Genomic DNA, 25,474 nt, shown 5'->3' with positions numbered 1-25,474 from the left:
CGGCGCGGACAGGGGGGTGTCGTCCCGGACCGCGGACCAGTCTAGCTGGGCGCGCCCTCGGCGATCTCCTGGTAGCTCGCGAAGAGGATCGCGGGGTCGGGGACCTCGAGCACGCGGGGCCGGCCGACGGCGTCGAGGACGACGAAGCGCAGCAGGTTCCCGCGCGTCTTCTTGTCCCGCTTCATGACCTCGAGCAGCCGCGGCCACTGGTCCCACCGGTACGCGGTCGGCAGGCCGAGGGAGGCGAGGATGCTGCGGTGGCGCTCGACGACGTCGTCGGCCAGGTTCCCGGCCGTGCGGGCGAGCTCGGCGGCGAAGACCAGCCCCACCGAGACCGCGGCGCCGTGGCGCCACTGGTAGCGCTCGTTGTGCTCGATCGCGTGGCCGAGGGTGTGCCCGTAGTTGAGCATCTCCCGGCGGCCGGCCTCGCGCAGGTCGCCGGAGACGATCTCGGCCTTGACCCGGATGCTGCGCTCCACGAGCTCCCGGACCACCTCGGACTGCGAGTCGCGCACCGCCTCCGGGTGGGCCTCGATCAGCTCGAGGATCCGCTCGTCGGCGATGAAGCCGCACTTGACGACCTCCGCCATGCCGGTGAGCAGCTCGTTTTCGGGCAGCGTCCGCAGCGTGTCGAGGTCGCACAGCACGGCCGCGGGCGGGTGGAAGGCGCCCACGAGGTTCTTGCCCTCGGCCGTGTTGATCCCGGTCTTGCCGCCCACGGCGGCGTCGACCATGCCGAGCAGGGTGGTGGGCACGTGCACCACGCGCACGCCGCGCAGCCACGTGGCGGCCACGAACCCCGCGAGGTCGGAGACCGCTCCCCCGCCCACGGACACGATCGCGTCCGAGCGGGTGAAGTCGTTCTGCCCGAGGACCTGCCAGCAGAAGGACGCCACCTGGACGTGCTTGCCCTCCTCGGCGTCGGGGATCTCGGCGGTGAACGCCTGGTAGCCCTGTCCGCGCAGCTCCTCCATGACCACGTCGCCGGTGCTGCGCAGCGCCCGCGGGTGGATGACGAGCACGCGCTGGACCCGGTCGCCGAGCACGCGGGGGACCTCGTCGAGCAGCCCGTGGCCGACGAGGACGTCGTAGTTCTCGGCCGGGCGCTCCCCGGTGACGGGGATGGTCGTGACGGTGCGGGGAGCGGACTCGCTCATGCCTGGGCCTCCTGGGTGCTGTCGGTGGTGCCGCCGGCGCTCCGCGCGGAGCGCAGGCGGGTGAGCTCCGCCTCGAGGTCAGCGCCGATCTCGGCGACGGGCCGGTTGCCGCGGCCGTCGAGGGTGATGTCGGCGAGCTCCTCGTAGCAGGCGCGCCGGGACTCGTAGAGCTCCTGCCAGCGCCGCTCCGGGTCCGGCTGGAGCATGGGGCGGGTCCGGTTGCCGCTGATCCGGGGCAGCACGGTCTCGGTGTCCACCTCGAGGTAGGCGACGAGCTCGTGGCGCAGCAGCTCGCGGGTGGACGGTGTCATGGGGGCGCCGCCGCCCACGGAGAAGATCGCGTTGGCGTGGTCCGGGTCCCGCAGGATCTCGGCCACGGTGTCCGCCTCGAGGTCGCGGAAGTACTTCTCGCCGTGCTCCGCGAAGATCTTCGAGATCACCCCGTACCGGGAGACGATGACCTGGTCGGCGTCCACGAAGTCGTAGCCGTAGAACTTGGACATGTGCAGGGCCAGGAAGGACTTCCCGGCGGCCATGGGCCCGATGAGCACCACGGGCCGCTGCGGGGTCTCGGCGGCGTCGGCCGGGGCGGGGAACTGCGCGTTCACGCCTGGGCCTCCCCGGGCTCGGCGGGCGCGGCCGCATCTGCGGGGGCCCCGGTCTCGGCGGGGGCCACGAGGGGGTCGCCCATGTGGTCGTCGCGCGCCGCGGCGGCGGCGTCCCCGAAGGCCCCGAGCTCGCCGGCGGAGTGCAGGGACTCCGGGATCGCGGCGAGGTAGGCGTCCTTGTTGCGGGCGGTCTCGGTGATCGAGTCCCCGCCGAACTTCTCCGTCACGGCGTCGGCGAGCACGAGGGCGACCATCGCCTCGGCGACCACCCCGGCGGCGGGCACGGCGCAGACGTCCGAGCGCTGGTGGTGGGCGCGGGCGGCCTCGCCGGTGGCGACGTCGACGGTGCGCAGCGCCTTCGGCACGGTGGCGATGGGCTTCATGGCCGCGCGCACGCGCAGGACGTCACCGATGGACATGCCGCCCTCGATCCCGCCGGCGCGGTTGCTCACGCGGCGCACCGCGCCGTCGGCGCCGCGGGAGATCTCGTCGTGGGCCTCGGAGCCGGGCCGGGCGGCGGTCAGGAAGCCGTCCCCGACCTCGACGCCCTTGATGGCCTGGATGCCCATCAGGGCCCCGGCCAGGCGCGAGTCGAGCCGCCGGTCCCAGTGCACGTACGAGCCGAGCCCCGGGGGCAGCCCGTAGGCGAGGACCTCGACGACGCCGCCGAGGGTCTCCCCGTCCTTGTGGGCGGCGTCCACCGCCGTCACCATGGCCTCCGCCGTGGCGGGGTCGAAGCAGCGCAGGGGGTCGGCGTCGAGGCCGGGGACGTCGGAGGGCAGCGGGCGCGCGGCGTCCACCGGGGCGCTGACGGCGCCCACGGCCGTGGTGTGGGAGACGAGCTGCACGCCCACGGCCTCGAGGATCTTCGCGGCGACGGCGCCGAGGGCCACGCGCGTGGCCGTCTCCCGGGCGCTGGCGCGCTCGAGCACGGGCCGCGCCTCGTCGAAGCCGTACTTCTGCATGCCGGTGAGGTCCGCGTGGCCGGGGCGGGGGCGGGTGAGGGGGGCGTTGCGGGCGCGGCCCGCGAGCACCTCCGGGTCCACGGGGTCCGCGGACATCACCTCGCGCCACTTGGGCCACTCGGTGTTGGCGATCTCGATCGCCACCGGCCCGCCCTGGGTCACGCCGTGGCGCACGCCGCCGAGCAGGCGCACCTGATCCTGCTCGAACTTCATCCGCGCGCCGCGCCCGTAGCCGAGCCGGCGGCGGGCCAGGGCGTCGCGGACGTCCTGGCTGGTCAGGCTCACCCCAGCCGGGACGCCCTCGATGATCCCGACGAGCGCCTCGCCGTGCGACTCGCCGGCCGTGAGCCAACGCAACATAACAACTCTTTCCGTTCGGGGTCTCGGCGACAGGGCCCCGCGGGGCGCGGCCGCCGACAGGTCTCAGGTGCGGGGCAGGGACGGGGCGGCGAGGATGGGCCGCCCCACGGCCGCGCACATCGCGGCGACCACGTCCTGCTCGCGGGGCAGGGGTGTGCCCGGATCGCGGCCGGTGAACAGGCGGATCTGGTCCACCGCCTGGAAGATCAGCATATCGAGTCCCGGGGCCACCGCTCCCCCGGCCCGGGACCAGGCCGCGGCCACCGCCGACGGCCACGGGTCGTAGGCGGCGTCCAGGAGGACGCCCGTGGTGGTCGGGGCGGCGGCCTCCAGCTGCGCCGCCAGCTCGTCCGCGCCGTGCGGCGGGAGGGTGGAGACGACCACGTCGTACGCGGCCAGGAGGCCCGGCGCCTCGTCCCACGCCCGCAGGTGCACGGGGATCCCGAGCCGGCGCCCCGCCTCGACGGCGCGCCCGGCGCGGGTGGCGGAGCGCACGAAGACGTCCACGGAGGCGGCCCCGAGCCGCTGCGCGGCGGCGACGGCGGCCGTGGCCGTGCCGCCCCCGCCGAGGACGGCGGCCCGGGGGACGGCCGGCACGGTGCCCGCCGCGAGCACCGCGCCCACGATGCCGGTGACGTCGGTGTTGTGGCCGAGCACCGTCCCGTCCGGGCGGAAGAGCAGGGTGTTGACCGCGCCCACCGCCGCCCCGAGGACCGTGAGCTCGTCCGCGCACGCGGCGGCCACCGACTTCAGGGGCATCGTCACCGACAGCCCGCGCCAGGCGGGATCGGACCGGCAGGCGTCGACGAACGGCGGGAGCTGCTCCTCGACCAGGTCGTGGGCGTCGTAGTGCACGTCCTCGCCCAGCACCGCGTACGCGGCGCGGTGCAGGTCCGGGGACCTCGAGTGGCCGATGGGGTGGCCCACCACGGCGGCGCGGGCGGGACTCACCCGCACCGGCCCTCGTTCTCGCTGCACCACTGGTTGTACTCCTCCACGTACCCCAGGTGCTCCGCGTAGGTCTCGGCGAACTTCGTCTCGCCCGTGTCCAGGTCCACGGTCACCCAGAAGTAGTAGTCGTTGTCCTGCGGGTCGGCGGCCGCCGCGATGGCGGCGTCGCCCGGGGAGCCGATGGGGCCCACCGGCAGGCCGGGGTTGGCGAAGGTGTTGTACCGGTTGGACTCGTCGCGGCGCTCCTCCTCCGAGAAGTCGTAGCTGCGGCGGTCGAGGCCGTAGGTCACGGACGCGTCGGACTGGATGAAACCGGAGGTCTCGCCGTCGGGGTTCTCGAGCCGGTTCTCGATCGCGCCGGCCACCACGTCGTAGTGCTCGGGCTGGACCTCGAACTCGATGATCGAGCCGATGGTGAGCACCTCGAAGATCTGGTCCTCGTCGCTGATGCCGTTGTCGTCGAGGGTCGTGCGGGTGCGGTCCACCATCGTCTGCAGGATCTGCTCCGCCGTGGCGTCCAGCGGGAACCGGTACTCGCCCGGGTGCAGCCAGCCCTCGAGGGTGGGGAAGCGGTCCGGGATCCCGAACGTCGCCGTGTCCTCCCGGTAGGCCTCGAACTCGGAGACGGGGATGCCGGTGGACTCGCTGAGGACCCCGAACACGTCGGTCATGCGCAGGGTCCGGTTGACCGCCGCGTAGTGGGTGGCCTCGTCCTCCTCCATGAGCGCGTCCACGGCGGCCTCCGAGCTCATCTCCGTGCGCAGCTCGTACTCGCCCGGCTGGATGAACTGCTCGGCGTGCTCCTCCTGGTAGGTCTCGACGAACGTCTCGGCGTCCGCCACGATCCCCTGCGCCTCGAGGGCCACGGCGATCTGGCCGGTGGTGGCGCCGTCGGCCACGGAGAAGGTCACGGGGTCCTTGCCGTCGCCGCGGTAGTCGCGGACCTCGAACCACCGGAAGGTGGAGCCGAGCACGGACACCGTGATCAGCGCGGCGAGCAGGAACAGGGCGATGGCCGTGGTCAGTGAGACGCGGCCGCGGCGCCGGCGCCGCTTGACCTGCTCGGGGGTGAGCTCCTCGTGCTCGAAGACGCCGCGCAGGCCCGTGGAGGGCTCCCTCGAGGACGGGGCGTCCAGGAGGCTGCCCAGACCGCCGCCGGACGACTCCCGGGGCGCCTCGGGTCGGCGGGGCGCCGACTGGTCGTACGGATCGTCGCTCACGAATGCTCTCCGTCCGGATCGGTGGTCGTCAACGGTGCCGTCCGCGCCCGGTCGGGCGCTCCGGCGGTGTCCTCGGCGGTGTCCTCGGCCGTGTTCCCGGCTCCGGTGGACGACTCCCCGCGGCGGGCCGCGGCCGGACCCTGCCCGTCGCGGTCACCCCCATTATGCGGGACGGCGGGTGCCGCGGCGCCGGGGACCGGCGGTTCCACCGGCGCGCCGGGCTCCGCCCCGGTCGCCCTGGCCCGGTCCACGGCGCTCTGCAGGATGGTGGCCGCGGCCACCTGGTCGACCTTGTCCATGTGGTCGCGGCGGGCGACCCCGGCCTCCAGCAGCGCCCGGTGGGCGTCCACGGTGCTGAGGCGCTCGTCGACCAGCCGCACCGGCACGTCGCGGCCCTTCACGCGCAGCCGCCGCACGAGGGCCTCCGCGTAGTCGCGCGCCATCGCGGTCGAGGCGTTCTCCCCGCCGTCGAGGCTGCGGGGCAGCCCCACGTAGACGGCGACGACGTCGTGCTCCTGGACCAGACCGGCCAGCAGCTTCACGTCGAAGCCCTTCCGGGGGTCGGGGTCGCGCCGCAGCGTGGTAAGCGGCGTGGCGAGGATGCCGTCGGGGTCGCACAGGGCGACCCCGACGCGGACGAGGCCGACGTCGACCCCCATCCGCCGTCCCCGGGCGTAGGCGTCGCTCACGCGGCGGCGCCGCCCGTCGCCCGGGCGATGTCGGCCAGCACCGCGTCCAGGGCGGCCCCCGTTTTGGCCGGGTCCTGCCCGCCGCCCTGGGCGATGTCGTCCTTGCCGCCGCCGCCGCCGCCGAGGACCTTGGCGGCCGTGCGCACGAGCCGGCCGGCCTGCACCCCGGCCGCGCGGGCGCCCTCGGTGGTCGCCACGAGGACCAGGGGACGGCCCTTGGCCGTGCCCGTGACGGCGACGACGAACGGCTCCGCCGTCATCCGGCCGCGCAGGTCGAGGGCGAGCGAGCGGACGTCGTCGGCCCCGGAGACCTCGCCCATGTCGTGGGTCAGGACCTTTACGGCGCCGACCTCCCGCACGCCGTCGAGCAGGGCGCCGGCCTGCGCCTGGAGCTTCTCCCGGCGCAGGACCGCGAGCTCCTTCTCGGCCGACTTCAGCTTCTCGAGGGTGCCCGCCAGGCGCTCGGGCAGCTCCGCGGAGGACTGCACCTTGAGCATGCCGGTGAGCTGGTGCACGAGGGTCCGCTCGGCCGCGAGGTGGCGGAACGAGTCCAGGCCCACGAGCGCCTCGACGCGGCGGTTGCCCGAGCCCACGGACTGCTCGGTGAGCAGGGTGAGGGAGCCGATCTGGGCGGTGCCGCCCACGTGCGTGCCGCCGCACAGCTCCCGGGACCAGGGTCCGTTCAGCTCGACCACGCGCACCCGGTCCCCGTACTTCTCGCCGAACAGGGACATGGCGCCCATGGCCTTGGCCTCGTCGAGGGCCATCTCCTGCGTGACGACCTCGTGGTTGGCGTGGATCGCCGCGTTGGAGACCTCCTCGATCTCCCGGCGCTGGGCCTCGGCGAGCCCCTCGCCCCACGCGAAGTCGAAGCGCAGGTACCCCTCCTTGTTGAAGGAACCGCGCTGGACGGCCTCGGGGCCGAGGATGTCGTGCAGGGCCGCGTGGACGATGTGGGTGCCGGTGTGGGCGGCCTCGGCGGCGCGCCGGCGGGCGACGTCCACCTGGGCGAGCACCGTGGCCCCGGAAAGGGCCTCGCCCTCGCGCACGACCGCCTGGTGCACGGACAGCCCCTTCACGGGCTGCTGGACGTCGGTGACCTCGAGCACGAAGCCGTCGCCGCTGATGGTGCCCCGGTCGGCGGCCTGGCCGCCGGCCTCGGCGTAGAACGGCGTCTCGTCGAGGACGACCTCGACGTGCTCCCCGGCCGAGGCTGCAGGGACGGTCACGCCGTCCTGCAGCAGGGCGCGCAGCACGGTCTCGTGGCCGAGCCGGGTGTAGCCGGTGAACACCGAGCCGCCCTCGTCGACGAGCCGGCGGAACACCGAGAGGTCGGCGTGGGCGCCCTTCTTGGCGCGGGCGTCCTGCTGCGCGCGGTGGCGCTGCTCCTCCATGAGACCGCGGAAGGCCGTCTCGTCGACCGCGACCCCGGCCTCCGCGGCCATCTCGAGGGTCAGGTCGATGGGGAAGCCGTAGGTGTCGTGCAGGGCGAAGGCCTCCGCGCCGGAGACGGCCTGGCCCTGGCGCCGGGCGCCGGCCACGGCCTCGTTGAGCCGGGTGGTGCCGGACTCGATGGTCTTCAGGAACGCCCGCTCCTCGGCGTAGGCGATCCGGGAGATCCGCTCGAAGTCCTCGGCCACGTAGGGGTAGACGCCGCGCATGGCGTCCCGGGAGGCGGGCAGCAGCACGGGCAGGCAGGGCTCGGTGACGCCCATCAGGCGCATCGCGCGGATCGCGCGGCGCAGCAGGCGGCGCAGGATGTACCCGCGGCCCTCGTTGGACGGGCTCACGCCGTCCGCGATGAGCATCAGCGAGGAGCGGACGTGGTCGGCGACCACGCGCATCCGCACGTCGTCGTCGTAGCCCTCCTCCCCCGGCTTCTCGGAGCCGTGGTAGCGCTTCCCCGAGAGCTCGGACGCCCGGTCCAGGACGGGGCGGACCTGGTCGGTCTCGTAGAAGTTCTCGACGCCCTGGAGCAGCATGGCCAGGCGCTCGACGCCGAGGCCGGTGTCGATGTTCTGCTCGGGGAGGTCGCCCAGGATCTCGTAGTCCTTGCCCGAGCCCTCACCGCGCTGGTACTGCATGAAGACGAGGTTCCAGATCTCGATGTACCGGTCGTCGTCGACGGCCGGGCCGCCCTCCCGGCCGTACCGGGGGCCGCGGTCGTAGAAGATCTCGGAGTCGGGGCCCGCGGGACCGGGCTGGCCGGTGTCCCAGTAGTTCTCGTCCCGGCCCAGCCGCTGGATCCGCTCGGCAGGCACCCCCACGGTGTCCTTCCAGAGCGTGTAGGACTCCTCGTCGCCCTCGTAGACGGTCACCCACAGCCGGTCCGGGTCCAGGCCGAAGCCGCCCTTCTCGAGCGGGCTGGTGAGCAGCTCCCACGCCATGGGGATGGCGCGCTCCTTGAAGTAGTCGCCGAAGGAGAAGTTGCCGGCCATCTGGAAGAACGTGCCGTGCCGGGCGGTCTTGCCCACCTCGTCGATGTCGAGGGTGCGGATGCACTTCTGGATGGACGTGGCGCGCCGGTAGGGGGCGGTCTCCTGGCCGAGGAAGTACGGGATGAACGGGACCATGCCCGCGATCGTGAACATGGCACCCGGCTGGGAGGAGATCAGCGAGGCGGAGGGCACCACGGTGTGGCCCTGGCCTTCGAAGTAGTCCAGCCAGCGCTTGGTGATTTCCTGAGAGAGCATTACCGGTGCTTTCCTTCGCGTTCGGTCGAGGGGTCGGTGGGCTCCGCCGCGGCCCCGGCCGCGCGGGGGGCGGCGGTGCCGTCGAGCACCGGCGGGGCGGTGCGACCGGCGTCGAGACGGCCGGTCTGCGGCCGGGGGGCGGCGACGCCGAAGGACTCGCGCAGCTCGGCCTCGCGCTCGTCCATGCCCGCGCGCACGGTGGCGGCGAAGCGGTAGAGCCGGGAGCGCCAGTCCCCGGGGCGGGGGGTGCGCGCGGCGCCGGCCCCGCCCGGCACGGAGAGGTCCTGGCCGGGTGATCGGGCGAGGCGGGTGGCGGCGGCGCCGAGCACGCCGCCGGCGGCCACGAGGGCGAGCCGGCCCCAGAAGCTCATGGCCGGTCCTCCCCCGGGGCGCCGGGGGCCTGCTCGTCGGCGGCCCCGAAGCGGTCGGCCCGGTGGGAGCCGTGCGGCGCGGTGTCGCCCGTGAACGCCCGGCGGACGCCGTGCGAGAACGCGGCGACCTTGATCAGCGGCTGGCCCACGGTGGAGGCCACCAGGGAGGACAGCGCGGAGACGTTCGCGGAGGCGTCGGAGACGTTGGTCGTGATCCCGTCCACCTTCTCGAGCTGCGAGTTGGTGGTCGAGACGGTGCGGGTGACCTCGTCGATGAGGGGGACGGTCTCGTTGTTGAGCGAGCGGATCGTCAGCCGCAGCTCGTCGAAGACCTTGCCGAGCTTGAGGATCGGCACCGCGAGCAGGAGCACCAGCACGGCGAACACCCCCACGGCGAGCAGTCCTGCGATTTCTCCACCGGTCATGGGGCGGCGCGCTCCTTGCTGGTCGGGTCGGGGGGCCGGGGCGGCAGGACCGCCCGGGCGTGCGGGGACGGGCACCGGCGCGGTGCCCGGGGATCAACTGTACCGAACGGAAGAGCCCGCGGCGCAGGCGCCGCGGGCTCTCCGCAGGGAAGGCCCTGCCCCGGGGGGTCCCGGCGGCAGGAGCCCGCAGGATCAGGCCATGCGGGCGTAGTACTCCACCACGAGCTGCTCCTCGCAGGTCACGGGGACCTCGGCGCGCTTGGGCTTGCGGACCAGCTTGGCCTGCAGCTTCTCGATCTGCACGTCGAGGTAGCCCGGGGTGTCGGGCAGCACGGCCTGGTGCGCGCCGGCGGCGGCGACCTGGAAGGGCACCATCTTCTCCGACTTGGCGTGCACGTGGATCAGCTGACCCTCCTTGACCTGGTAGGAGGGGCGGTCCACCCGCTCACCGTCCACCAGGATGTGGCGGTGCACGACCATCTGGCGGGCCTGGGCCATGGTCCGGGCGAAGCCGGAGCGCAGGACCAGGGCGTCCAGGCGGGACTCCAGCAGGGCGACCAGGTTCTCACCGGTCTGCCCCTCCTGGCGCTTGGCCTCGACGTAGGCGATGTGCATCTGCTTCTCGCGGATGTTGTACTGCGCCCGGAGACGCTGCTTCTCGCGCAGCCGGACGGCGTAGTCCGAGTCTGCCTTCCGGCGGGCACGGCCGTGCTCGCCGGGGCCGTAGGGACGGCGCTCGAAGTACTTCTCGGCCTTCGGGGTCAGGGCGATCCCGAGGGCGCGGGACTTGCGCACCTGGCGGCGCGCACGCGTGTTGTTAGCCACGTTTACCTTTCACAATGCGGTGCCCTCCCCCGTCCGGCGTGCGGTGCGGGGGGAGCGTGTTCTGTTCGGTCCGGCCTCCGAGGACGGGATCGGTCCCGCCGGAGAGGTGAGGATCAGCCGCAATCCTCCTGTCCTGCAAGCGCCGTGGCCGCGCGCCGCGCACCGTGGTTGAGGCGGTGCGCCGGGCGTGCGGGAGCACGGGCCTTGCCGGCCGACGTCCCACTATAGCGTGTGCGGGGCCGTGGCGCGCCCCGGGGTGCGGGCCGGCCCCCGTCCCGGTCCCGGCGCGCCGGAGCGCCGCCCGGGAGTCCCGGACGGCGCTCCGGCGCACGAGCCCTCGGACGGCGCTCCGGCGCACGAGCCCTCGGCGCGGACGCGGTCAGTCGACGTCCTCGTCCACCCAGTCGAAGGTCTTGGTGACGGCCTTCTGCCAGTTGCGGAACAGCCGGCCGCGCTCGGCGTCCTCCATCTGCGGCTCCCAGCGCTTGTTCTCGGCCCAGTTCGCGGTGACCTCCTCCGTCCCGGACCAGAAGCCGACGGCGATGCCCGCGGCGTAGGCGGCGCCGAGGGCCGTGGTCTCGGTGACCTCCGGGCGGATCACCGGGACCCCGAGCTGGTCCGCCTGGAACTGCATGAGCAGCTCGTTGGCGGTCATCCCGCCGTCCACCTTGAGCTCGGTGATGTCCACCCCGGCGTCGGCGTTCATCGCCTCGACCACCTCGCGGGACTGGTAGGCCGTGGCCTCCAGGGCGGCCCGGGCGATGTGGGCCTTGTTGACGTAGCGGGTCAGGCCCACCAGGGCGCCGCGGGCGTCCGAGCGCCAGTACGGGGCGAACAGGCCGCTGAAGGCCGGGACGAAGTAGGCCCCGCCGTTGTCCTCGACCGACGCGGCCAGGGACTCGACCTGCGGTGCTGAGGAGAGGATACCCAGGTTGTCGCGCAGCCACTGGACCAGGGACCCGGTCACGGCGATGGAGCCCTCCAGGGCGTAGACGGCGTCCTGGTCGCCGATCTTGTAGCACACCGTGCTCAGCAGCCCGTTCTCCGAGTGCACCACCTCGGTGCCCACGTTCATCAGCACGAAGCTGCCCGTGCCGTAGGTGTTCTTGCCCATGCCCTTCTCGAAGCACGCCTGCCCGAACATCGCGGCCTGCTGGTCGCCGAGGATGCCGGCGATCGGCACGTCCTTGAGGAAGCCGCGGGTGCGGCCCTTGCCGTAGACCTCGGAGGAGGAGCGGATCTCGGGCAGCATCGACGTGGGGATGCCCATGTCGGCGCAGATCTCCTCGTTCCAGTCGAGGGTCGCCAGGTTCATCAGCATGGTGCGCGAGGCGTTGGTGACGTCGGTGACGTGCACCCCGCCGTCCACGCCGCCCGTCATGTTCCACACCAGCCAGGAGTCGGTGTTGCCCATGAGCAGGTCCCCGTGCTCGGCCCGCTCCCGGGCGCCGTCCACGTTGTCCAGGATCCACTTGACCTTCGGGCCCGAGAAATAGCTGGCCAGCGGCAGGCCCACCCGGTCCTTGTACCGGTCCGGGCCGACCTCCCCGCCGAGCTCCTCGGCGATCTTCTGGGTGCGGGTGTCCTGCCAGACGATGGCGTTGTAGACGGGCTCCCCGGTGGTGCGGTCCCAGACCACGGTGGTCTCGCGCTGGTTGGTGATGCCCACGGCGGCCAGGTCCCGGGCGTTGATCTCGGCGGAGGCCTCGGCGTCGGCGACGACCTTGCGGACGTTGCGCCAGATCTCCATGGGGTCGTGCTCCACCCAGCCGGCGCGCGGGAAGATCTGCTCGTGCTCGAGCTGGCCGGTGCTGACGATCGTGCCCCGGTGGTCGAAGATGATCGCGCGGGAGCTCGTGGTGCCCTGGTCGATGGCCATGACGTACTTGGTGTCGGTGCTCATGGGTGGTCCCTCACTTCGTTGTGGTGTCGTGGACGGGTCGGTCGGTGGTGGTGCGGGCGTCAGGCGGGAACGTTGGCGTACAGCTGGTAGAAGCCGCCGGCGAGCACGGCGCCGATGAGCGGGCCCACGACCGGGACCCAGGCGTAGGCCCAGTCGCTGGAGCCCTTCCCGCGGATGGGCAGCACGGCGTGGGCGATGCGCGGACCGAGGTCACGGGCGGGGTTGATGGCGTAGCCCGTGGGCCCGCCGAGGCTCGCGCCGATGCCGACCACGAGCAGCGCCACGGCCAGCGGCCCGATCTCCGAGGGCGTGTTGCCGAAGAGCAGGATCACGATGACGAGGACGAACGTGCCGATCACCTCGGTGACCACGTTCCAGCCGTAGGAGCGCACGGCCGGGCCGGTGGAGAACACGGCCAGCTTGGTCTCCGCGTCGATGTCCTCGTCGAAGTGCTTCTTGTAGGCGAGGAAGGCCAGCACGGCGCCCAGGAAGGCGCCGATCAGCTCACCGGCGAAGTAGACGAGCGTGCTGACGAGGGTGACGGCCACCCCGGGGGCGTACTCCTCGGCGCCGCTGGCCCACAGCCCCACGGTCACGGCGGGGTTGATGTGCGCACCGGACTGCCAGGCGACGTAGACGCCGGCGAACACCGCCAGGCCCCAGCCGAAGTTGACCATCAGGAACCCGCCGCCGAGTCCCTTGGACCTCGGCAGTGCGACGTTGGCGACCACGCCGGCGCCGAGCAGGATCAGCATCGCGGTGCCCGCGACCTCGGACCAGAAGACGGTGGACAGGGAGATGGGCACGGTGGGCGCGACGGCCTGTACCACTGCGTTCGACATCGACAGCACTGCGACTCCTCAGGTGGTGCGGATTGGATGGACCGGCCGCCCGTCGGGGACGGCCGGTGGGGGGTGGGGTCGGGGGACGGGGCTCGGTGGGACGGGTGGGCGCTCAGGCCTCGGAGGGGCGCACGAGCTCCAGGACGTCGGGGGCCGCCGCCCGTGCGGCGGCGGCCGCGGTGTCGTCCGGGGTCCTCGCGGCCTCGTCCTCCGCCGCGCAGCGGAGCCGGTAGGCCTCGACCTCGGCCCCCCGCCGCCGGTCGTCCCAGCCGAGGGCCTCGGCCGCGAGGTCCGCGATCTCCTCGACCGCGTCGAGACCGTGGCGGGCCTGCTCCCACGTGAGCCGGGTGCGCGTGTCGAAGATGTCCTCGAGGTGCAGCGCGCCCTCGTGGGTGCAGGCGTGCACGATCTCCGCCCGCAGGTAGGCCGGGGCCCCCTCCAGGGGGCGGCCCAGGTCGGGGCGGTCCTCCACGAGCTCGGCGATCTCGGTGATCGCCGACCCGTAGCGGCCGAGCAGGTGCTGCACCCGCTCCTCGTTCCAGTCGTGCCGGGCGCCCAGGCTGCCGGCCTGGTGGCTGAGCGCGAGATAGCCCTCCGCGCCCAGCAGCGGAGTGCGGTCGGTGACCGAGGGCACGGCCTTGGCCCGCTCCTCCCCCAGGGCGAGATCCACGGCGTCCTCGGCCATCACCCGGTAGGTGGTGAGCTTGCCCCCGGCGATCGTGATCAGCCCGGGGGCGACCTCGGTCACGGTGTGCTCGCGGGAGATCTTCGTGGACTGCGCGTCCCCGCCGCCCTTCTTCGTCCCGGGCTGCAGCAGCGGACGCAGCCCGGCGTACGTGCCGATCACGTCCTCGCGGGTGAGCGGCCGGTCGAGGACCACGTTGGCGTGGTCGATGACGTAGTCGATGTCCTCCGCGGTGGCCACCGGGTTGACGAGGTCCTGGTGGTAGGGGGTGTCGGTGGTGCCGATGATCCAGTACCGCGCCCACGGGATGATGAAGAGCACGGACTTCTCGGTCTGCAGGATCAGCCCGCTCTCGCCGCGGATCCGCTCGCGGGGCACGATGATGTGGATGCCCTTGGAGGCGAGCACCTTCAGCCCGCCCTCGGCGTGGGCCAGGTCCTGGGTCTGCTCGGTCCAGACCCCGGTGGCGGCGATGACGGTCTTCGCCCGCACCGTGTGCTCCGCCCCCGTCTCGAGGTCGCGCACGGTGGCGCCGACCACCCGGCCGGTCTCGTCCGTGGGGAAGGACACGGCCCGCGTGCGGTTCGCGGCGAGCGCGCCGTAGCGCACGGCGGTGCGCACGATGGTGACGACGAGGCGGGCGTCGTCGACCTGGCCGTCCCAGTACTTGACGGCGCCGACCATGGAGCCGGGCTTGATGTCCGGGAAGACCCGCTGGACGCCCTTGAAGCTGTAGTGCCGCTGGTAGGGCAGGGTCGCGACCTTGGCGCCGATGTGGGCGAGGGCATCGTAGAGGCCGATCCCGGCGGTGACGTAGGGCCGCTCCCAGAAGCGGTGGGTCAGCGGGTAGAGGAAGGGCACGGGCTTGACGAGGTGGGGGGCGAGGAAGTCCAGGAGCAGCTCGCGCTCGCGCAGCGCCTCGGAGACGAGCTTGAAGTCGAGCTGCTGGAGGTAGCGCAGGCCGCCGTGGACGAGCTTGGAGGACCACTGCGAGGTGCCGCCGGCCCAGTCCTGGGCCTCGACGATGCCGGTGCGCAGTCCGCGGGTCACGGCGTCCAGGGCGATGCCGGCGCCGGTGATGCCGCCACCGACCACGAGGACGTCGAGCTCGGGGCCGTCGGAGAACTCGGCGAGTGCGCGGTCCCGTTCGGCGCTGGAGAGGGTGGGGTGGGCCATGGTGGGGAACTCCTCGGGGCGGGTGGTTGCGGTCGGGAAGGTGCTCTGCATCACACTCTGTCCTGGGTTGCACCTATGCTCAAAGCAAATGAACGGACGTGCAGGGAAGGGAGGGTCACATGCACGGTGATGCCGAGCTCCACCACGCGGCGGAGCTGTACTACGTGCAGGGCATGACGATGGAGGCGGTGGCGGACCGCTTCGGGGTCTCCCGCCCCACGGTCTCGCGGATGCTGCAGGCCGCCCGGGAGCGGGGCATCGTGCGGATCAGCCTCGCGGCTCCCCCGGACGCGGGACACGACCTGTCCCACCGGCTCCGGGAGGCCTTCGGGGTGACGGTGCACGTGGCGGGCACGCCGCGCACGGCCACGGAGCCGCAGCGGCTGGAGTCCGTGGCCCGGGCCGCGGCGGGACTGCTGGGCGACTGGTTCGGGGACGGGATGACGCTGGCGGTCGCCTGGGGGATCACGACCTCCGCGATCGGGGGCCACCTGCAGCCGAAGGCCACGCGGGACGCGGTGGTCGTGCAGATGAACGGCGCGGTCAGCGCCCGTTCCACGGGGGCGGCGCAGTCCTCGGCGCTGCTCGGGCAGATGTCGGCGGCCTTCGGGGCCGCGCTGCTGCCCTTCCCCGCCCCCGCGTTCTTCGACCAGGAGGAGACGCGGCGGCTGATGTGGCAGGAGTCCTCGGTGCGGCGGGTGCTGGCGGTGCGCAACGCGGCGGACTTGGCGGTGTTCAGCGTGGGGGCCTTCCGCGGTCCGATGATCTCCCAGGTGTACACCAGCGGCTACCTGCCGGAGGACGCGCTCCGGGAGCTGTCCGCGCACCGGGTGGTCGGCGACGTGTGCACGGTCTTCCTGCGGGAGGACGGAACCTACGCCGACATCGACTACAACCGGCGGGCGAGCGGGCCCACGCCCATGGAGCTGCGGCGGATCCCGCGCCGGCTGTGCGTGGTGGCGGGGGACCACAAGGTGCCGGGCGTGGTGGGCGCCCTGCGGGCGGGCGTAGTCACGGACCTGCTCATCGACGAGCGCACGGCCGCGTCGGTGGTGCGCCACCTGTTCGGCCGCTGAGCCCGGCGGTCACCGGCCCCGGACGATGCCCCGCAGGATCTCGAGGCGGTGGGCGATCTCGCGCTCGCGGCCGTGCTCGGTGGGCCGGTAGTAGTCGGTGCCCACGAGCTCGTCGGGCGGGTACTGCTGGGCGGCCACGCCGTTGGGCTCGTCGTGGGAGTAGACGTAGCCCCGGCCGTGACCGAGCTGGCCCGCGCCGGGGTAGTGGGCGTCGCGCAGGTGGAGCGGGACGGGTCCGGCCCGGCCGGCGCGGACGTCGGCGATCGCCTCGTTGATCGCCGTGTAGGCGGCGTTGGACTTCGGGGCGGTCGCCAGGTGCGCCACGGCCTGGGCCAGCGGGATCCGCCCCTCGGGCATGCCGATGAGCTGCACGGCGTCGGCGGCCGCCACCGCGGTCTGCAGGGCGGTCGGGTCGGCGGTGCCGATGTCCTCGGAGGCGGAGATGATGAGCCGGCGGGCGATGAACCGCGGGTCCTCCCCCGCCTCGATCATCCGGGCCAGGTAGTGCATCGCGGCGTCGACGTCGGAGCCGCGGATCGACTTGATGAACGCGCTGACCACGTCGTAGTGCTGGTCGCCGTTCTTGTCGTAGCGCAACGCCGCCCGGTCGAGGGCCTCCTCGGCGTGCTCCCGGGTGATCACCGGCACCGGCCGCGCGCGGTCCCCGCCGTCGTCCCCGTCCGTATCCCCGCCGGTGTCCCCGTCCGTGTCGTGGTCGTCCGGCTGCTCCGAGAACGCGACCCCGGCGGCGGCCTCGAGGGAGGTCAGGGCCTTGCGGGCGTCCCCGCCGCACAGGTCCAGGAGGTGCTCGCGGGCCTCCGCGGTGAGCTCCACCTCGCCGTTCAGTCCCCGGGGGTCGGCGACGGCCCGGTCCAGCAGCGCCCCGATGTCGGCGCGCTCCAGCGGCTGCAGCGTGAGCAGCAGCGAGCGCGAGAGCAGCGGCGAGATCACCGAGAAGGACGGGTTCTCCGTGGTGGCCGCGACCAGCACCACCCACTGGTTCTCCACCCCGGGCAGCAGCGCGTCCTGCTGGGCCTTGGTGAAGCGGTGGATCTCGTCGAGGAACAGCACCGTGGTGCGCCCGTGCAGGTCCCGGTCCGTGAGCGCCTCGTCCATCACCTTCCGCACGTCCTTGACGCCGGCGGTGATCGCGGAGAGCTCCACGAACTTCCGGGACACGCCCCGGGCGATCACGTGGGCCAGGGTGGTCTTGCCCGTGCCCGGGGGGCCCCACAGGATGATCGACGACGGTCCCGCCGGGCCCCGGTCCTCCCCCGCCAGCACCTGCAGCGGGGAGCCGGGCTTGAGCAGGTGCTGCTGGCCCACGATCTCGTCGAGGCGGCGCGGGCGCATCCGCACCGCCAGCGGCGCCCGGGAGCGCCGCGCCCGGCCGGCCGGGCGGGCGGCACGGTCCGCCCCGTCCCCGGCGGCGCGGGGACCGGGGTCGGGGGCGTCGAGGTCGTCGAAGAGGGAGCCGGTCACCCCCTCAGGCTAGCGGCTGCACCCGTCGCGGCCTGTCGGACGAGGGGGCACAGGGCGTACGATCAGCACGCTGATCACGTCGGTGCCGGCGGCGGGCGCGCTCCGCCCGGCGACGGCCACGACCGCTGCGGCGCGGGGTCCACCGGGGATCCCGCCCGGCCGTTCCAGGAATGAGGTACCGGTGTTCGAGGCCCCGAGTCTGCTCTTCGCCGCCGCCGGGCTCGCCGTGTTCGCGGCCGCCCTGCTGCCCCGCCTGCTCGTGCGGGCCCCCGTGTCGATGCCCATGGTGTTCCTGGCCGCCGGGGCGGTGATCTTCGCCCTGGCCGACACCCTGCCCGACCCGGACCCGGTGGCCCACAGCGCCGTCACCCTGCACCTGAGCGAGATCTGCGTGATCGTCTCGCTGATGGGCGCCGGGCTGGCCCTGGACCGACCGCTGGGCTTCCGGCGCTGGGCCACGACCTGGCGGCTGCTGGGGATCGCCATGCCCCTGAGCCTGCTCGGGGCGGCCCTGCTGGGCTGGTCGGTGCTGGGGCTGAGCGCGGCCGGGGCCGTGCTCGTGGCCGCGGCGCTGGCCCCCACCGATCCGGTCCTGGCCTCCGAGGTGCAGGTCGGGGAGCCCTCGGAGTCGCAGGAGGACCTCGAGGGCGAGGACGAGGTCCGTTTCGGGCTCACCTCCGAGGCGGGGCTCAACGACGGCCTGGCCTTCCCGTTCGTCTACCTCGCCATCGCCCTGAGCGTGGTGGGCACCGCTCCCGGCGCGTGGCTGCCGCACTTCCTGAGCGTGGACGTGGCCTGGCGGATCGCGGTCGGCTGTCTCGCCGGGGTCCTCGTGGGCCTGCTCCTGCGGCGGCTCTTCTTCCACTCCCGGCTCGACAGCGTCCGCACGACCGCGCAGACCGAGGGGTTCGTGGCCCTGGCCGCCACCTTCCTCACCTACGGTCTGACCGAGATGGTCGAGGGCTACGGGTTCATCGCCGTGTTCGTGTGCGCCGTGACCATCCGGGCGGGCGAGCGGGTGCACGGCGCCCACGGCGTGCTGCACAGCTACATCGAGCAGCTCGAGCGGCTGCTCACCGTGGTGGTGCTCGTGCTCCTGGGCGGCGCCGTGGCCCGGGGGCTGTTCGCCGGGCTCAGCTGGCGGGAGGTGCTCGTCGCGGCGGCCTTCCTGCTGCTGGTGCGCCCCCTCGCCGGCTGGATCAGTCTGCTCGGCGGCCGGACGGGACCGTGGGAGCGCGGCGTGCTCGCCTTCTTCGGCGTGCGCGGCATCGGCTCGATCTACTACCTCGCCTACGCCCTGTCCGAGGGCGAGTTCGCCGCCGAGGACCAGGCCCTGTGGCGCATCGTGGGGCTGGTGGTCGTCGGCTCGGTCCTGCTGCACGGGGTCACCGCGGGGCCCGTCATCGCGGCCCTCGACCGCGCCCGGGAGCGGAAGGCCCGCGAGGAGACGGGCTCCGAGGAGGCCGCTCCCCGCACGGCGATCTGACGGCCCGCGCCGGCCCCGGTCTCAGCCCCGCCGGGGCCGTTCCAGCTCGGCGCTGTCCAGGACCAGGGTGAACGGGCCGTCGTTGACGAGCTCCACCTGCATCGCCGCCCCGAAGCGGCCGGTCGCCACGCGCGCGCCGAGCTCCCGCAGCGCGGCGACGTACGCCTCGAACACGGGCTCCGAGACGGGGCCGGGGGCGGCGGCCGACCACGAGGGGCGCCGGCCCCGGCGGGCGTCGCCGTAGAGGGTGAACTGGCTGACGGCGAGCACCGGGGCGCCGAGGTCGGCGCAGGACCGCTCGCCCTCCAGCAGCCGCAGCGTCCAGGTCTTCTCGGCGAGCTTCGCGGCCGTCGCGGCGTCGTCGTCGTGGGTCACGCCCACCAGGGCCAGCAGCCCCGGCTCCTCGACGGCCCCCACGACCTCTCCTCCGACGGTCACGGCGGCCCGGGACACTCTCTGCAGAACGATGCGCATGGGCCCCAGTCCACCACAGGACCGGGCGCACCCGGGGCCCCGCTAGCCTCGTCCCATGACCACCGCGCGCAGCACGCCCCGACCGAGCACCCTGGTGGCCGAGGTGTTCGCGCCCGCCCCGCTGGTGCTGTCCCTGCTGGTGCTCGCCGGCTGGTCGGGGGCCGGGTGGTCCGGGGCCCTGTGGGGTCTGGGGACGGCGGTGGTCGTGGCGTCGCTGCCGATGCTCGTGCTGCGGGTGCTGGCCCGGCGCGGGCGGGTGGACGGGCACTTCGTGCGCGCCCGGGCCCAGCGGCTGCCGGTCTACGCCGCCACGGGGGTGCTCACGGCGCTCGTGGTGGTCGCCGAGCTCGCGCTGGGCGCCCCTCCGGTGGTGCCGGTGACCACGGCGTTCGTGCTGCTGGGCCTGCTGGTGCTGCTGGTCGTGACCCTGTGGTGGAAGGTCTCCGCCCACGTGGCGATGGCCGCGTGCTGGGCCGTGGGGCTCGGCGTCCTCAGCGCCCCGTGGGCGGCGCTGGCCGCGGCGCCGGTGCCGGTCGCGGTGGCCGTCTCGCGGGTGCGCACCGGGGACCACACCCCGGCGCAGACGGTCGTCGGGGCCCTGATCGGCGTGCTCGTCGCGCTGGTCTGGGCGTCGGCCGCGCGCACGGTGCTCTGACCGGCGCCCGGGCCGCTTCCGCCCAGGACCGGCGCCCCGGTCGGTGCGGCCCCGGTCGGTGCAGCCCGGATCGGTGCAGCCCGGGCCGGTTCAGCCCAGGACCGAGAAGCCCGGGGGCAGCGGCCGCCGGCCCGTGAGCGCCAGCAGGACCCCGGGCAGGTGCCCGCCGTGGGCGGCGAGCTCCAGCGCCGTCCGTCCGGCGTCGGCCAGGACGTGCTCGGGGAGTCTCCGGTCCAGCCCGCAGGCCCCGGCGACGTCCAGGCCGTGGACCGCCAGCTCGAACGTGCGGGTGGGCACGTAGGCGCGCAGCCGGGTGCCGCCCACCAGGGTGCGGATCAGCGGGTCCTCGTCGACGGGCACCTGCGCCAGGGCGTCCCGGGCCCGGTCCAGCGAGGCCCGGACGGTGGCGGACGGATGCCGGCCGAGCTCGCGGCCGGCGGCGACGCCCCGGGCCTCGACCTCAGCGGGGTCCGTGGCCGCGGCGGAGAGCGCGTAGTACTGGGCCGTGCCGGTGCAGGTCTCGTCGTCGGCGGGGACCGTGAGATAGGTGCCGAGCGTGACGAGCGCGCGGTGGGTGTGCCCCACGAGCGCCCGGACGTCCCAGGCGCCCAGGCCCGGCCGGGTCCAGTGGTGCGGGCGGATCTCCCCGACGAGGTCGGCGAACCAGGCCCCGGCGTCGAGGAGGGCGGTGCGGGCGGCGGCGGGATCACGGCTCATGGGCTCCCCTGGGTGCTCGGCGCGGGGGCGGGTCCGGTCGGCGGGATCCGGCCCCGGAGGTGCCCGAAGCCTACTGCGCGGCGACGGCGGAAGGGCCGATGTTGCGCCTGGTTGCGCCCGCACATCCGGCGGCGGGGCGCCGGCGGCGCGCGGGGTCCGGGACACGGGCCGGGGCGGGGCGCCCGGACGGGGCCGGGACGTCGTACGCTCGGAGGACCCCGCACGGGCGGGCCGGGTGCACCGGCGCCGCCGTGCGGACCGTGCCGGCCGGCCCCGCGCCCCGACCGGCGCCACCGCAGTCCTCGACCGCCCCGTCCCGTCCTCGTCCCGGAAGGCCCCGCATGCCGCCCCGCCCCTCCTCACGGACCATGGCCGCCGCCTCGATCGGCGCCCTGACGATCGCCCTGACCGGCTGCGGGCAGGAGGCCCAGGACGTGCAGGAGGTGGACTCGGACTACGCCCAGATCTGCGTCGAGGACCCGGACGGGGAGGGCGGCGCCGAGCCCGTGCGGGTCGACGACGACGAGTGCGACGACGACCGCGGGCCGCGGGTGGGCGGCTTCTTCCCGATGTGGGTGCTCATGAGCTCCGCCCGGGCCACGGCCGTCCCCGCCGTGGGCTCGCCGGTGTCGTCCGCGGCGGGCTGGAGCACCGGCCGGCCGCCGGGCTCGGCCACCGTGGCCCGCGGTCTGCCCCGCGACGGGGCCGCCGTGGGCAAGAGCGGCGTCTCGCGCGGCTTCGGCGGGTCCAAGAGCGGCTGGGGCTCCTGATGCGGCGCATCGACGGCCTGGCGCCGCGCCCCGGCTGGGAGCGCACCGTCCGCGCCGAGGGGCTCACCTACGCCCGCACCGAGCGGCCCGACGGCCGGTCCTTCTCGTACTGGAACGAGACGGCCGCCTACGTCTTCTCCCCCGACGAGGTGGACGAGCTGGAGTCCGTCACGGACGAGCTGCACCGGATGTGCGCCGAGGCCGCCCGGTACCTGGCCACCGGCGCGCTGGGCACGCTGGGCCTGTCGGAGGCGGCCTTCGAGCTGGCCCAGCACTCCCTCCGGCTGCGGGAGCCCTCGGTCTACGGCCGCTTCGACCTGGCCTGGGACGGGACGGGCCCGCCGAAGATGCTCGAGCTCAACGGCGACACCCCCACCGGGCTGGTCGAGGGGGCGATCTGCCAGTGGAGCCGCATGGAGGCGCTGTTCCCGGGCCTGGGCGAGGACCACCCGGAGTTCGACCAGCTCAACGGGCTGTGGCCCATGCTCGTGGACCGGTGGCGGCAGCGGCTGCCGTACTCGGCCACGAAGACCCTGCACGTGGCCTACACCCGGGAGGAGGAGTCCGGGGAGGACGCGGCCAACGCCGCCGTCATCGCGAACACCGCGGTCGAGGCCGGCTACCGGGCCGTCCTGCTGCCCGTCGAGGACGTCCGCTACGACACCGGGTCCGGCGGCTGGGTGCACGCGACCGGGGACGTGGACGACCCCGTGGTGGTCGGCCCGATCGAGGAGATCTTCGCCCTGCACCCGTGGGAGCACATGGTCGACGACGGCCCCGGGGCGTTCGTGCTCGACGACCCCACCCGGATGCACCACTGGTACGAGCCGGCGTGGAAGATGTTCCAGTCCAACAAGCTCCTGCTCGTGGCCCTGTGGCGGTGCTTCCCCGGGCACGAGAACCTGCTGGCCGCCCACCCGGACGGGCCCGGCGAGCTGCGGGAGTGGGTGCGCAAGCCCGTGTTCGGCCGCGAGGGGGACGGCATCGAGATGCACGCCCGCAACGTGCGGATCCGCTCCGAGCACCCCCACCCGTCCCCGCTGGACGTGTGGCAGGCCTACACGCCCATCCGGAACTTCCCGGGCTCCGACGGCGCCCCCAACCACCCGGTCATCGGCTCGTGGGTGGTGGGCGAGGCGGGCGCGGCCGGCATCGGCATCCGCGAGTCGGACGGCCCGCTGACCGACTACTACTGCCGGTTCGTGCCCAACGTCATCGACAAGAAGGGTCTGCTGTGACCGCCCACCTGCTCCCCCGGTCGATCTCCACCACGACCTCCGCGGTCATCGGGTCCACCTCGATCGCCCCGCTGTACTCGGCCGTGGTCACGGTGGGCCTGATCCACGCCCTGGTCGGCGTCTGGACGCCCGTGGTGCTGGTCGGCGCCGTGCTCCCCATGGTGGTCGTCTCGGTCTGCTTCGCCCGCCTGGACGCCCTCTACGAGGACCAGGGCACCGTCTACCGGTGGGCCCGGGAGGCCTACGGCGCGTTCGCCGGGTTCCTGGGCGGGTGGGGGCTGTGGCTCTCGGCGACCCTCGTGCTCGCCTCCCTCGCCTGGGTCACGGCCGACTCCGCCCTGTTCGCCCTCGGGATCGGCGCCGGGCCCTGGACCACCACCGCCGTGGCCGCCCTGCTCATGGCGGCCTTCGCGGCGGTGTCCGCCACGGGGATCAGGGTCTCGGCCGCCGTGCAGTGGGTCCTGGCCGTCCTGCAGCTGATCGGGGTGGGCGTGCTGGTGTGGGCCGTGCGCACCGCGCCGGCCCTGCCGCCCGGCACGGGCGAGGACGGGGAGTGGACCGGCTTCTACGGCACCGCGGAGCTCGCCACCGGCACCGGGGTCTCGGCCGGGGACGTGGCGGCCGCCGTGCTGCTGGCCCTGTTCCTGTACTGGGGGTGGGACTCCACGTTCTCGCTCACCGAGGAGTCCACCACGCAGCGGGCCCCGCGGGTCTCGGCGTGGGTCGCGCTGGGCGTGGTGGCGGCCGCCTACGCCGCCATCGGCTGGGCCTACGCCCCGGAGTCCTCGGTGGCCTCCCCGCTGCTGGCCGCGCTCGTGGCGGTCTCGGCGGGGGCGTCCATCGGCACCACGATGATCCCCACCTCCCGCGGCCTGATGTCCATGGCGCGCGGAGGGCACCTGCCGCGCCGCTTCCGGTCCCTGTCCTTCGCCACCTGGACCACCGCCGCCGTCGCCGCCGCCTGGATGGCGTTCTCCGGGCCGCTCTTCGACGACTCGATCGGCATCATCTCGGTGCTCGTGGCCCTCTACTACGGCCTGGCCTGCGCCGCGGTGGCGAAGCTCGGGCGGACCGCCGCGGCGCGGGCGCTCGGCGTGCTGGGCGCCGCGCTCATGGCCGTCGCCCTCGTGCTGACGGGCGCGGAGTACGCGCTGACCGCCTCGTGGGTGTGGGTGGGCCTGGTGCTCGCGCTGCTCGTGGTCCCGCTGTGGTTCCTCCTGGGCCGGGGCCGCGAGCCGCTGCCGGGCGCCCACGAGCGCACCCCGCACCTGGAGAGCCTGCTCGACTGACCCCCTCGCCGGCTGCTGCCCTGCCGGACCGCTGGTGCCCGGACCACCATGCCCCGGCCGCAGTCGTGCGCGCGGCCGCGAATGCCGTCGACTCCGCACGCCGGTCTCGGTATCGTCGTCCGGGTGACCCGCACGATCAGCTCGGCCCAGGCGCGCCGCGTCGCGATCGCCGCCCAGGGCCTGGACCGCACCCGGCCCCCGGTGGTGACGATGCGGCACGTCACGAGCACCGTGGAGCGCATCGGGCTGCTGCAGATCGACTCGGTCAACGTCCTCGCCCGGGCGCACCTGCTGCCGCTGCTCGCCCGGCTCGGGCCGTACGACACCGCCCTGCTCGATCGGGCAGCGGGCCGGGCGCCGCGCCGCCTCGTCGAGGCCTGGGCGCATGAGGCCTGCTACCTGCCCGTCGCCACCTTCCCGCTCGTCGCCCGGACCCGCCGGCGCTGGGCCGGCATGGACCCCGACGCGCTGGAGGCCCGCCACCCGGGCGTGCTCGAGCTCGTCCGTGACGTCGTCGCCGAGCGCGGCCCGCTCACGGGCCGGGAGGTCGAGGCGTTCGTCGACGCCCGCCACGCGCAGCGCGCCGAGGAAGGGTGGGGCTGGCGGTGGAGTCCCGCCAGGACAGCCCTGGAGATCCTCTTCGACGCCGGGCAGCTCGGCGCCGCGCGCCGCAACGCACAGTTCGAGCGGGTCTACGACCTCGCCGAGCGCGTCCTGCCCCCGCACGTCCGTGGGCAGCCGCCGCCGGACCCGGACGACGCCGTCCGCGAGCTCGTCCGCATCTCCGCCCGCGCCCACGGCATCGGCACCGTCCGGTGCTTCGCCGACTACTTCCGCCTCGGGCAGCGCGTCACCCGCCGCGCTGTCGACGAGCTCGTCGACAGCGGCGAGCTGCTGCCCGTCACGGTCGCCGGCTGGGACCGCCCGGCGTGGCTGCACGTCGACGCCGGCGTCCCGCGCCGCACGGGCGCCCGTGCCCTGCTGGCCCCCTTCGATCCGCTCGTCTTCGAGCGTCGTCGGCTCCTGGAGCTGTTCGGGATGCACTACCGCATCGGGATCTACACCCCGGCCTCCCGGCGCACCCACGGCTACTACGTGCTGCCGTTCCTGCTCGGCGAGTCCCTCGTCGCCCGGGTCGACCTCAAGTACGACCGGGACCGCGGCGTCCTCCTGGTCCGCTCCGCCTTCGCCGAGGAGCCGGGTCCCGACGCCGCCGCGGCAACGAGGTGGCCGACGCGCTCCGTCGTCGTCGGGGAGCTGGCGGCCGAGCTGGCGACGACCGCGACGTGGCTGGGCGCGGACACCGTCGCCGTGGACGAGGACGCGAGAGGGGATCTGACCGGTCCGCTGCGGGGAGAGCTCCGACGACCGTGTCCGCGCTGAGGCCCGAGCACCGGCGCACCGGGAGCACATCGGG

At 74.2% G+C, this 25,474-nt stretch carries 23 protein-coding genes; 7 read left to right on the top strand and 16 right to left on the bottom strand.

Features of this window, described 5'->3' with window-relative positions; genetic code table 11:
* Window positions 1-41 precede the first annotated feature (41 nt).
* The 13 genes from aroB to CK505_RS09820 form a co-directional block, all read right to left on the bottom strand.
* The gene (gene aroB / locus CK505_RS09880) at window positions 42-1,157 is read right to left on the bottom strand and encodes a 3-dehydroquinate synthase (protein ID WP_095650964.1); all 1,116 of its coding nucleotides are present in this window, start codon (window positions 1,155-1,157) and stop codon (window positions 42-44) included.
* On the bottom strand, window positions 1,154-1,765 hold the full coding sequence (locus CK505_RS09875) for a shikimate kinase (RefSeq protein ID WP_017832293.1): 612 nt from the start codon (window positions 1,763-1,765) through the stop codon (window positions 1,154-1,156). Before CK505_RS09875 ends, aroB begins: the two co-directional genes overlap by 4 nt.
* The gene (aroC, locus tag CK505_RS09870) at window positions 1,762-3,090 is read right to left on the bottom strand and encodes a chorismate synthase (protein ID WP_095650963.1); all 1,329 of its coding nucleotides are present in this window, start codon (window positions 3,088-3,090) and stop codon (window positions 1,762-1,764) included. The genes CK505_RS09875 and aroC overlap by 4 nt, the downstream gene beginning before the upstream one ends.
* 63 nt (window positions 3,091-3,153) lie before the next feature.
* Complete coding sequence (locus CK505_RS09865; RefSeq protein ID WP_255250927.1) at window positions 3,154-4,041, bottom strand: shikimate dehydrogenase; 888 nt, start codon at window positions 4,039-4,041, stop codon at window positions 3,154-3,156.
* Complete coding sequence (gene mltG / locus CK505_RS09860) at window positions 4,038-5,261, bottom strand: endolytic transglycosylase MltG (RefSeq protein WP_052133031.1); 1,224 nt, start codon at window positions 5,259-5,261, stop codon at window positions 4,038-4,040. Before mltG ends, CK505_RS09865 begins: the two co-directional genes overlap by 4 nt.
* Window positions 5,258-5,950: a Holliday junction resolvase RuvX gene (gene ruvX, locus CK505_RS09855; RefSeq protein WP_229588678.1), complete on the bottom strand. Its 693-nt coding sequence runs from the start codon at window positions 5,948-5,950 to the stop codon at window positions 5,258-5,260. The genes mltG and ruvX overlap by 4 nt, the downstream gene beginning before the upstream one ends.
* Window positions 5,947-8,643, bottom strand: coding sequence for an alanine--tRNA ligase (gene alaS, locus CK505_RS09850; protein WP_035928515.1), 2,697 nt, complete (start codon window positions 8,641-8,643; stop codon window positions 5,947-5,949). The genes ruvX and alaS overlap by 4 nt, the downstream gene beginning before the upstream one ends.
* On the bottom strand, window positions 8,643-9,014 hold the full coding sequence (locus CK505_RS09845) for a hypothetical protein (protein ID WP_052133033.1): 372 nt from the start codon (window positions 9,012-9,014) through the stop codon (window positions 8,643-8,645). The genes alaS and CK505_RS09845 overlap by 1 nt, the downstream gene beginning before the upstream one ends.
* On the bottom strand, window positions 9,011-9,439 hold the full coding sequence (locus tag CK505_RS09840; RefSeq protein WP_095650961.1) for a DUF948 domain-containing protein: 429 nt from the start codon (window positions 9,437-9,439) through the stop codon (window positions 9,011-9,013). Before CK505_RS09840 ends, CK505_RS09845 begins: the two co-directional genes overlap by 4 nt.
* A gap of 192 nt (window positions 9,440-9,631) precedes the next feature.
* Entirely contained in the window at window positions 9,632-10,264 is a 633-nt protein-coding gene (gene rpsD / locus CK505_RS09835) for a 30S ribosomal protein S4 (protein WP_017832285.1), read from the bottom strand.
* 379 nt (window positions 10,265-10,643) lie between these two features.
* Complete coding sequence (glpK, locus tag CK505_RS09830) at window positions 10,644-12,167, bottom strand: glycerol kinase GlpK (protein ID WP_095650960.1); 1,524 nt, start codon at window positions 12,165-12,167, stop codon at window positions 10,644-10,646.
* A 59-nt stretch (window positions 12,168-12,226) separates the two neighbouring features.
* On the bottom strand, window positions 12,227-13,009 hold the full coding sequence (locus CK505_RS09825) for an MIP/aquaporin family protein (RefSeq protein WP_095650977.1): 783 nt from the start codon (window positions 13,007-13,009) through the stop codon (window positions 12,227-12,229).
* A gap of 112 nt (window positions 13,010-13,121) precedes the next feature.
* Window positions 13,122-14,921, bottom strand: coding sequence for a glycerol-3-phosphate dehydrogenase/oxidase (locus CK505_RS09820; protein WP_095650959.1), 1,800 nt, complete (start codon window positions 14,919-14,921; stop codon window positions 13,122-13,124).
* 68 nt (window positions 14,922-14,989) lie between these two features.
* On the opposite strand from CK505_RS09820, the gene CK505_RS09815 reads away from it, so the two are divergent.
* Window positions 14,990-15,946 carry a sugar-binding transcriptional regulator gene (locus CK505_RS09815; RefSeq protein WP_095650958.1) on the top strand — a complete coding sequence of 319 codons (957 nt, stop codon included), beginning with the start codon at window positions 14,990-14,992 and terminating at the stop codon, window positions 15,944-15,946.
* Between the two features lie 9 nt (window positions 15,947-15,955).
* Here CK505_RS09815 and CK505_RS09810 read toward each other — a convergent pair whose 3' ends face one another.
* Window positions 15,956-17,428 carry a replication-associated recombination protein A gene (locus tag CK505_RS09810; protein WP_095650957.1) on the bottom strand — a complete coding sequence of 491 codons (1,473 nt, stop codon included), beginning with the start codon at window positions 17,426-17,428 and terminating at the stop codon, window positions 15,956-15,958.
* Between the two features lie 181 nt (window positions 17,429-17,609).
* Here CK505_RS09810 and CK505_RS09805 point away from each other — a divergent pair, with 181 nt between their 5' ends.
* Window positions 17,610-18,914, top strand: coding sequence for a cation:proton antiporter (locus tag CK505_RS09805; protein ID WP_095650956.1), 1,305 nt, complete (start codon window positions 17,610-17,612; stop codon window positions 18,912-18,914).
* 21 nt (window positions 18,915-18,935) lie between these two features.
* Here the strand turns inward: CK505_RS09805 and dtd are convergent, their stop codons facing one another.
* Window positions 18,936-19,388, bottom strand: a complete 453-nt coding sequence (gene dtd / locus CK505_RS09800; protein WP_095650955.1) for a D-aminoacyl-tRNA deacylase — start codon at window positions 19,386-19,388, stop codon at window positions 18,936-18,938.
* A gap of 55 nt (window positions 19,389-19,443) precedes the next feature.
* Here dtd and CK505_RS09795 point away from each other — a divergent pair, with 55 nt between their 5' ends.
* The gene (locus tag CK505_RS09795) at window positions 19,444-20,043 is read left to right on the top strand and encodes a phosphoesterase PA-phosphatase (RefSeq protein ID WP_095650954.1); all 600 of its coding nucleotides are present in this window, start codon (window positions 19,444-19,446) and stop codon (window positions 20,041-20,043) included.
* 90 nt (window positions 20,044-20,133) lie between these two features.
* Here CK505_RS09795 and CK505_RS09790 read toward each other — a convergent pair whose 3' ends face one another.
* Window positions 20,134-20,760, bottom strand: a complete 627-nt coding sequence (locus CK505_RS09790; protein WP_095650953.1) for a maleylpyruvate isomerase N-terminal domain-containing protein — start codon at window positions 20,758-20,760, stop codon at window positions 20,134-20,136.
* Window positions 20,761-21,101: 341 nt separating this feature from the next.
* Between CK505_RS09790 and CK505_RS09785 the strand changes: the two genes are divergently transcribed.
* The 4 genes from CK505_RS09785 to CK505_RS09770 all read left to right on the top strand — a co-directional run bounded on the left by CK505_RS09785 (window position 21,102) and on the right by CK505_RS09770 (window position 25,440).
* Complete coding sequence (locus tag CK505_RS09785) at window positions 21,102-21,530, top strand: hypothetical protein (protein ID WP_126346302.1); 429 nt, start codon at window positions 21,102-21,104, stop codon at window positions 21,528-21,530.
* Complete coding sequence (locus CK505_RS09780) at window positions 21,530-22,768, top strand: glutathionylspermidine synthase family protein (RefSeq protein WP_095650952.1); 1,239 nt, start codon at window positions 21,530-21,532, stop codon at window positions 22,766-22,768. Before CK505_RS09785 ends, CK505_RS09780 begins: the two co-directional genes overlap by 1 nt.
* A complete protein-coding gene (locus tag CK505_RS09775; RefSeq protein WP_176475319.1) occupies window positions 22,765-24,057 on the top strand; it encodes an amino acid permease in 1,293 nt (430 codons plus the stop codon). Before CK505_RS09780 ends, CK505_RS09775 begins: the two co-directional genes overlap by 4 nt.
* A gap of 123 nt (window positions 24,058-24,180) precedes the next feature.
* Entirely contained in the window at window positions 24,181-25,440 is a 1,260-nt protein-coding gene (locus CK505_RS09770; RefSeq protein WP_255250926.1) for a winged helix-turn-helix domain-containing protein, read from the top strand.
* The last annotated feature ends 34 nt before the right edge of the window (window positions 25,441-25,474 follow it).

Origin of the sequence: Kocuria sp. WN036, assembly GCF_002287015.1 — a bacterium.
GTDB lineage: Bacteria > Actinomycetota > Actinomycetes > Actinomycetales > Micrococcaceae > Kocuria > Kocuria rosea.
This window is presented reverse-complemented; position numbering and strand designations above follow the sequence as displayed.

What these genes read in the sequence shown, in the direction of transcription:
- dtd (WP_095650955.1), bottom strand. Translation starts at nt 19,388, where the DNA reads ATGCGCATCGTTCTGCAGAGAGTGTCCCGGGCCGCCGTGACCGTCGGA.
- CK505_RS09815 (WP_095650958.1), top strand. Translation starts at nt 14,990, where the DNA reads ATGCACGGTGATGCCGAGCTCCACCACGCGGCGGAGCTGTACTACGTG.
- aroB (WP_095650964.1), bottom strand. Translation starts at nt 1,157, where the DNA reads ATGAGCGAGTCCGCTCCCCGCACCGTCACGACCATCCCCGTCACCGGG.
- CK505_RS09790 (WP_095650953.1), bottom strand. Translation starts at nt 20,760, where the DNA reads ATGAGCCGTGATCCCGCCGCCGCCCGCACCGCCCTCCTCGACGCCGGG.
- aroC (WP_095650963.1), bottom strand. Translation starts at nt 3,090, where the DNA reads ATGTTGCGTTGGCTCACGGCCGGCGAGTCGCACGGCGAGGCGCTCGTC.
- CK505_RS09840 (WP_095650961.1), bottom strand. Translation starts at nt 9,439, where the DNA reads ATGACCGGTGGAGAAATCGCAGGACTGCTCGCCGTGGGGGTGTTCGCC.
- CK505_RS09780 (WP_095650952.1), top strand. Translation starts at nt 21,530, where the DNA reads ATGCGGCGCATCGACGGCCTGGCGCCGCGCCCCGGCTGGGAGCGCACC.
- alaS (WP_035928515.1), bottom strand. Translation starts at nt 8,643, where the DNA reads ATGCTCTCTCAGGAAATCACCAAGCGCTGGCTGGACTACTTCGAAGGC.
- CK505_RS09795 (WP_095650954.1), top strand. Translation starts at nt 19,444, where the DNA reads ATGACCACCGCGCGCAGCACGCCCCGACCGAGCACCCTGGTGGCCGAG.
- glpK (WP_095650960.1), bottom strand. Translation starts at nt 12,167, where the DNA reads ATGAGCACCGACACCAAGTACGTCATGGCCATCGACCAGGGCACCACG.
- CK505_RS09820 (WP_095650959.1), bottom strand. Translation starts at nt 14,921, where the DNA reads ATGCAGAGCACCTTCCCGACCGCAACCACCCGCCCCGAGGAGTTCCCC.
- CK505_RS09785 (WP_126346302.1), top strand. Translation starts at nt 21,102, where the DNA reads ATGCCGCCCCGCCCCTCCTCACGGACCATGGCCGCCGCCTCGATCGGC.
- CK505_RS09825 (WP_095650977.1), bottom strand. Translation starts at nt 13,009, where the DNA reads ATGTCGAACGCAGTGGTACAGGCCGTCGCGCCCACCGTGCCCATCTCC.
- CK505_RS09845 (WP_052133033.1), bottom strand. Translation starts at nt 9,014, where the DNA reads ATGAGCTTCTGGGGCCGGCTCGCCCTCGTGGCCGCCGGCGGCGTGCTC.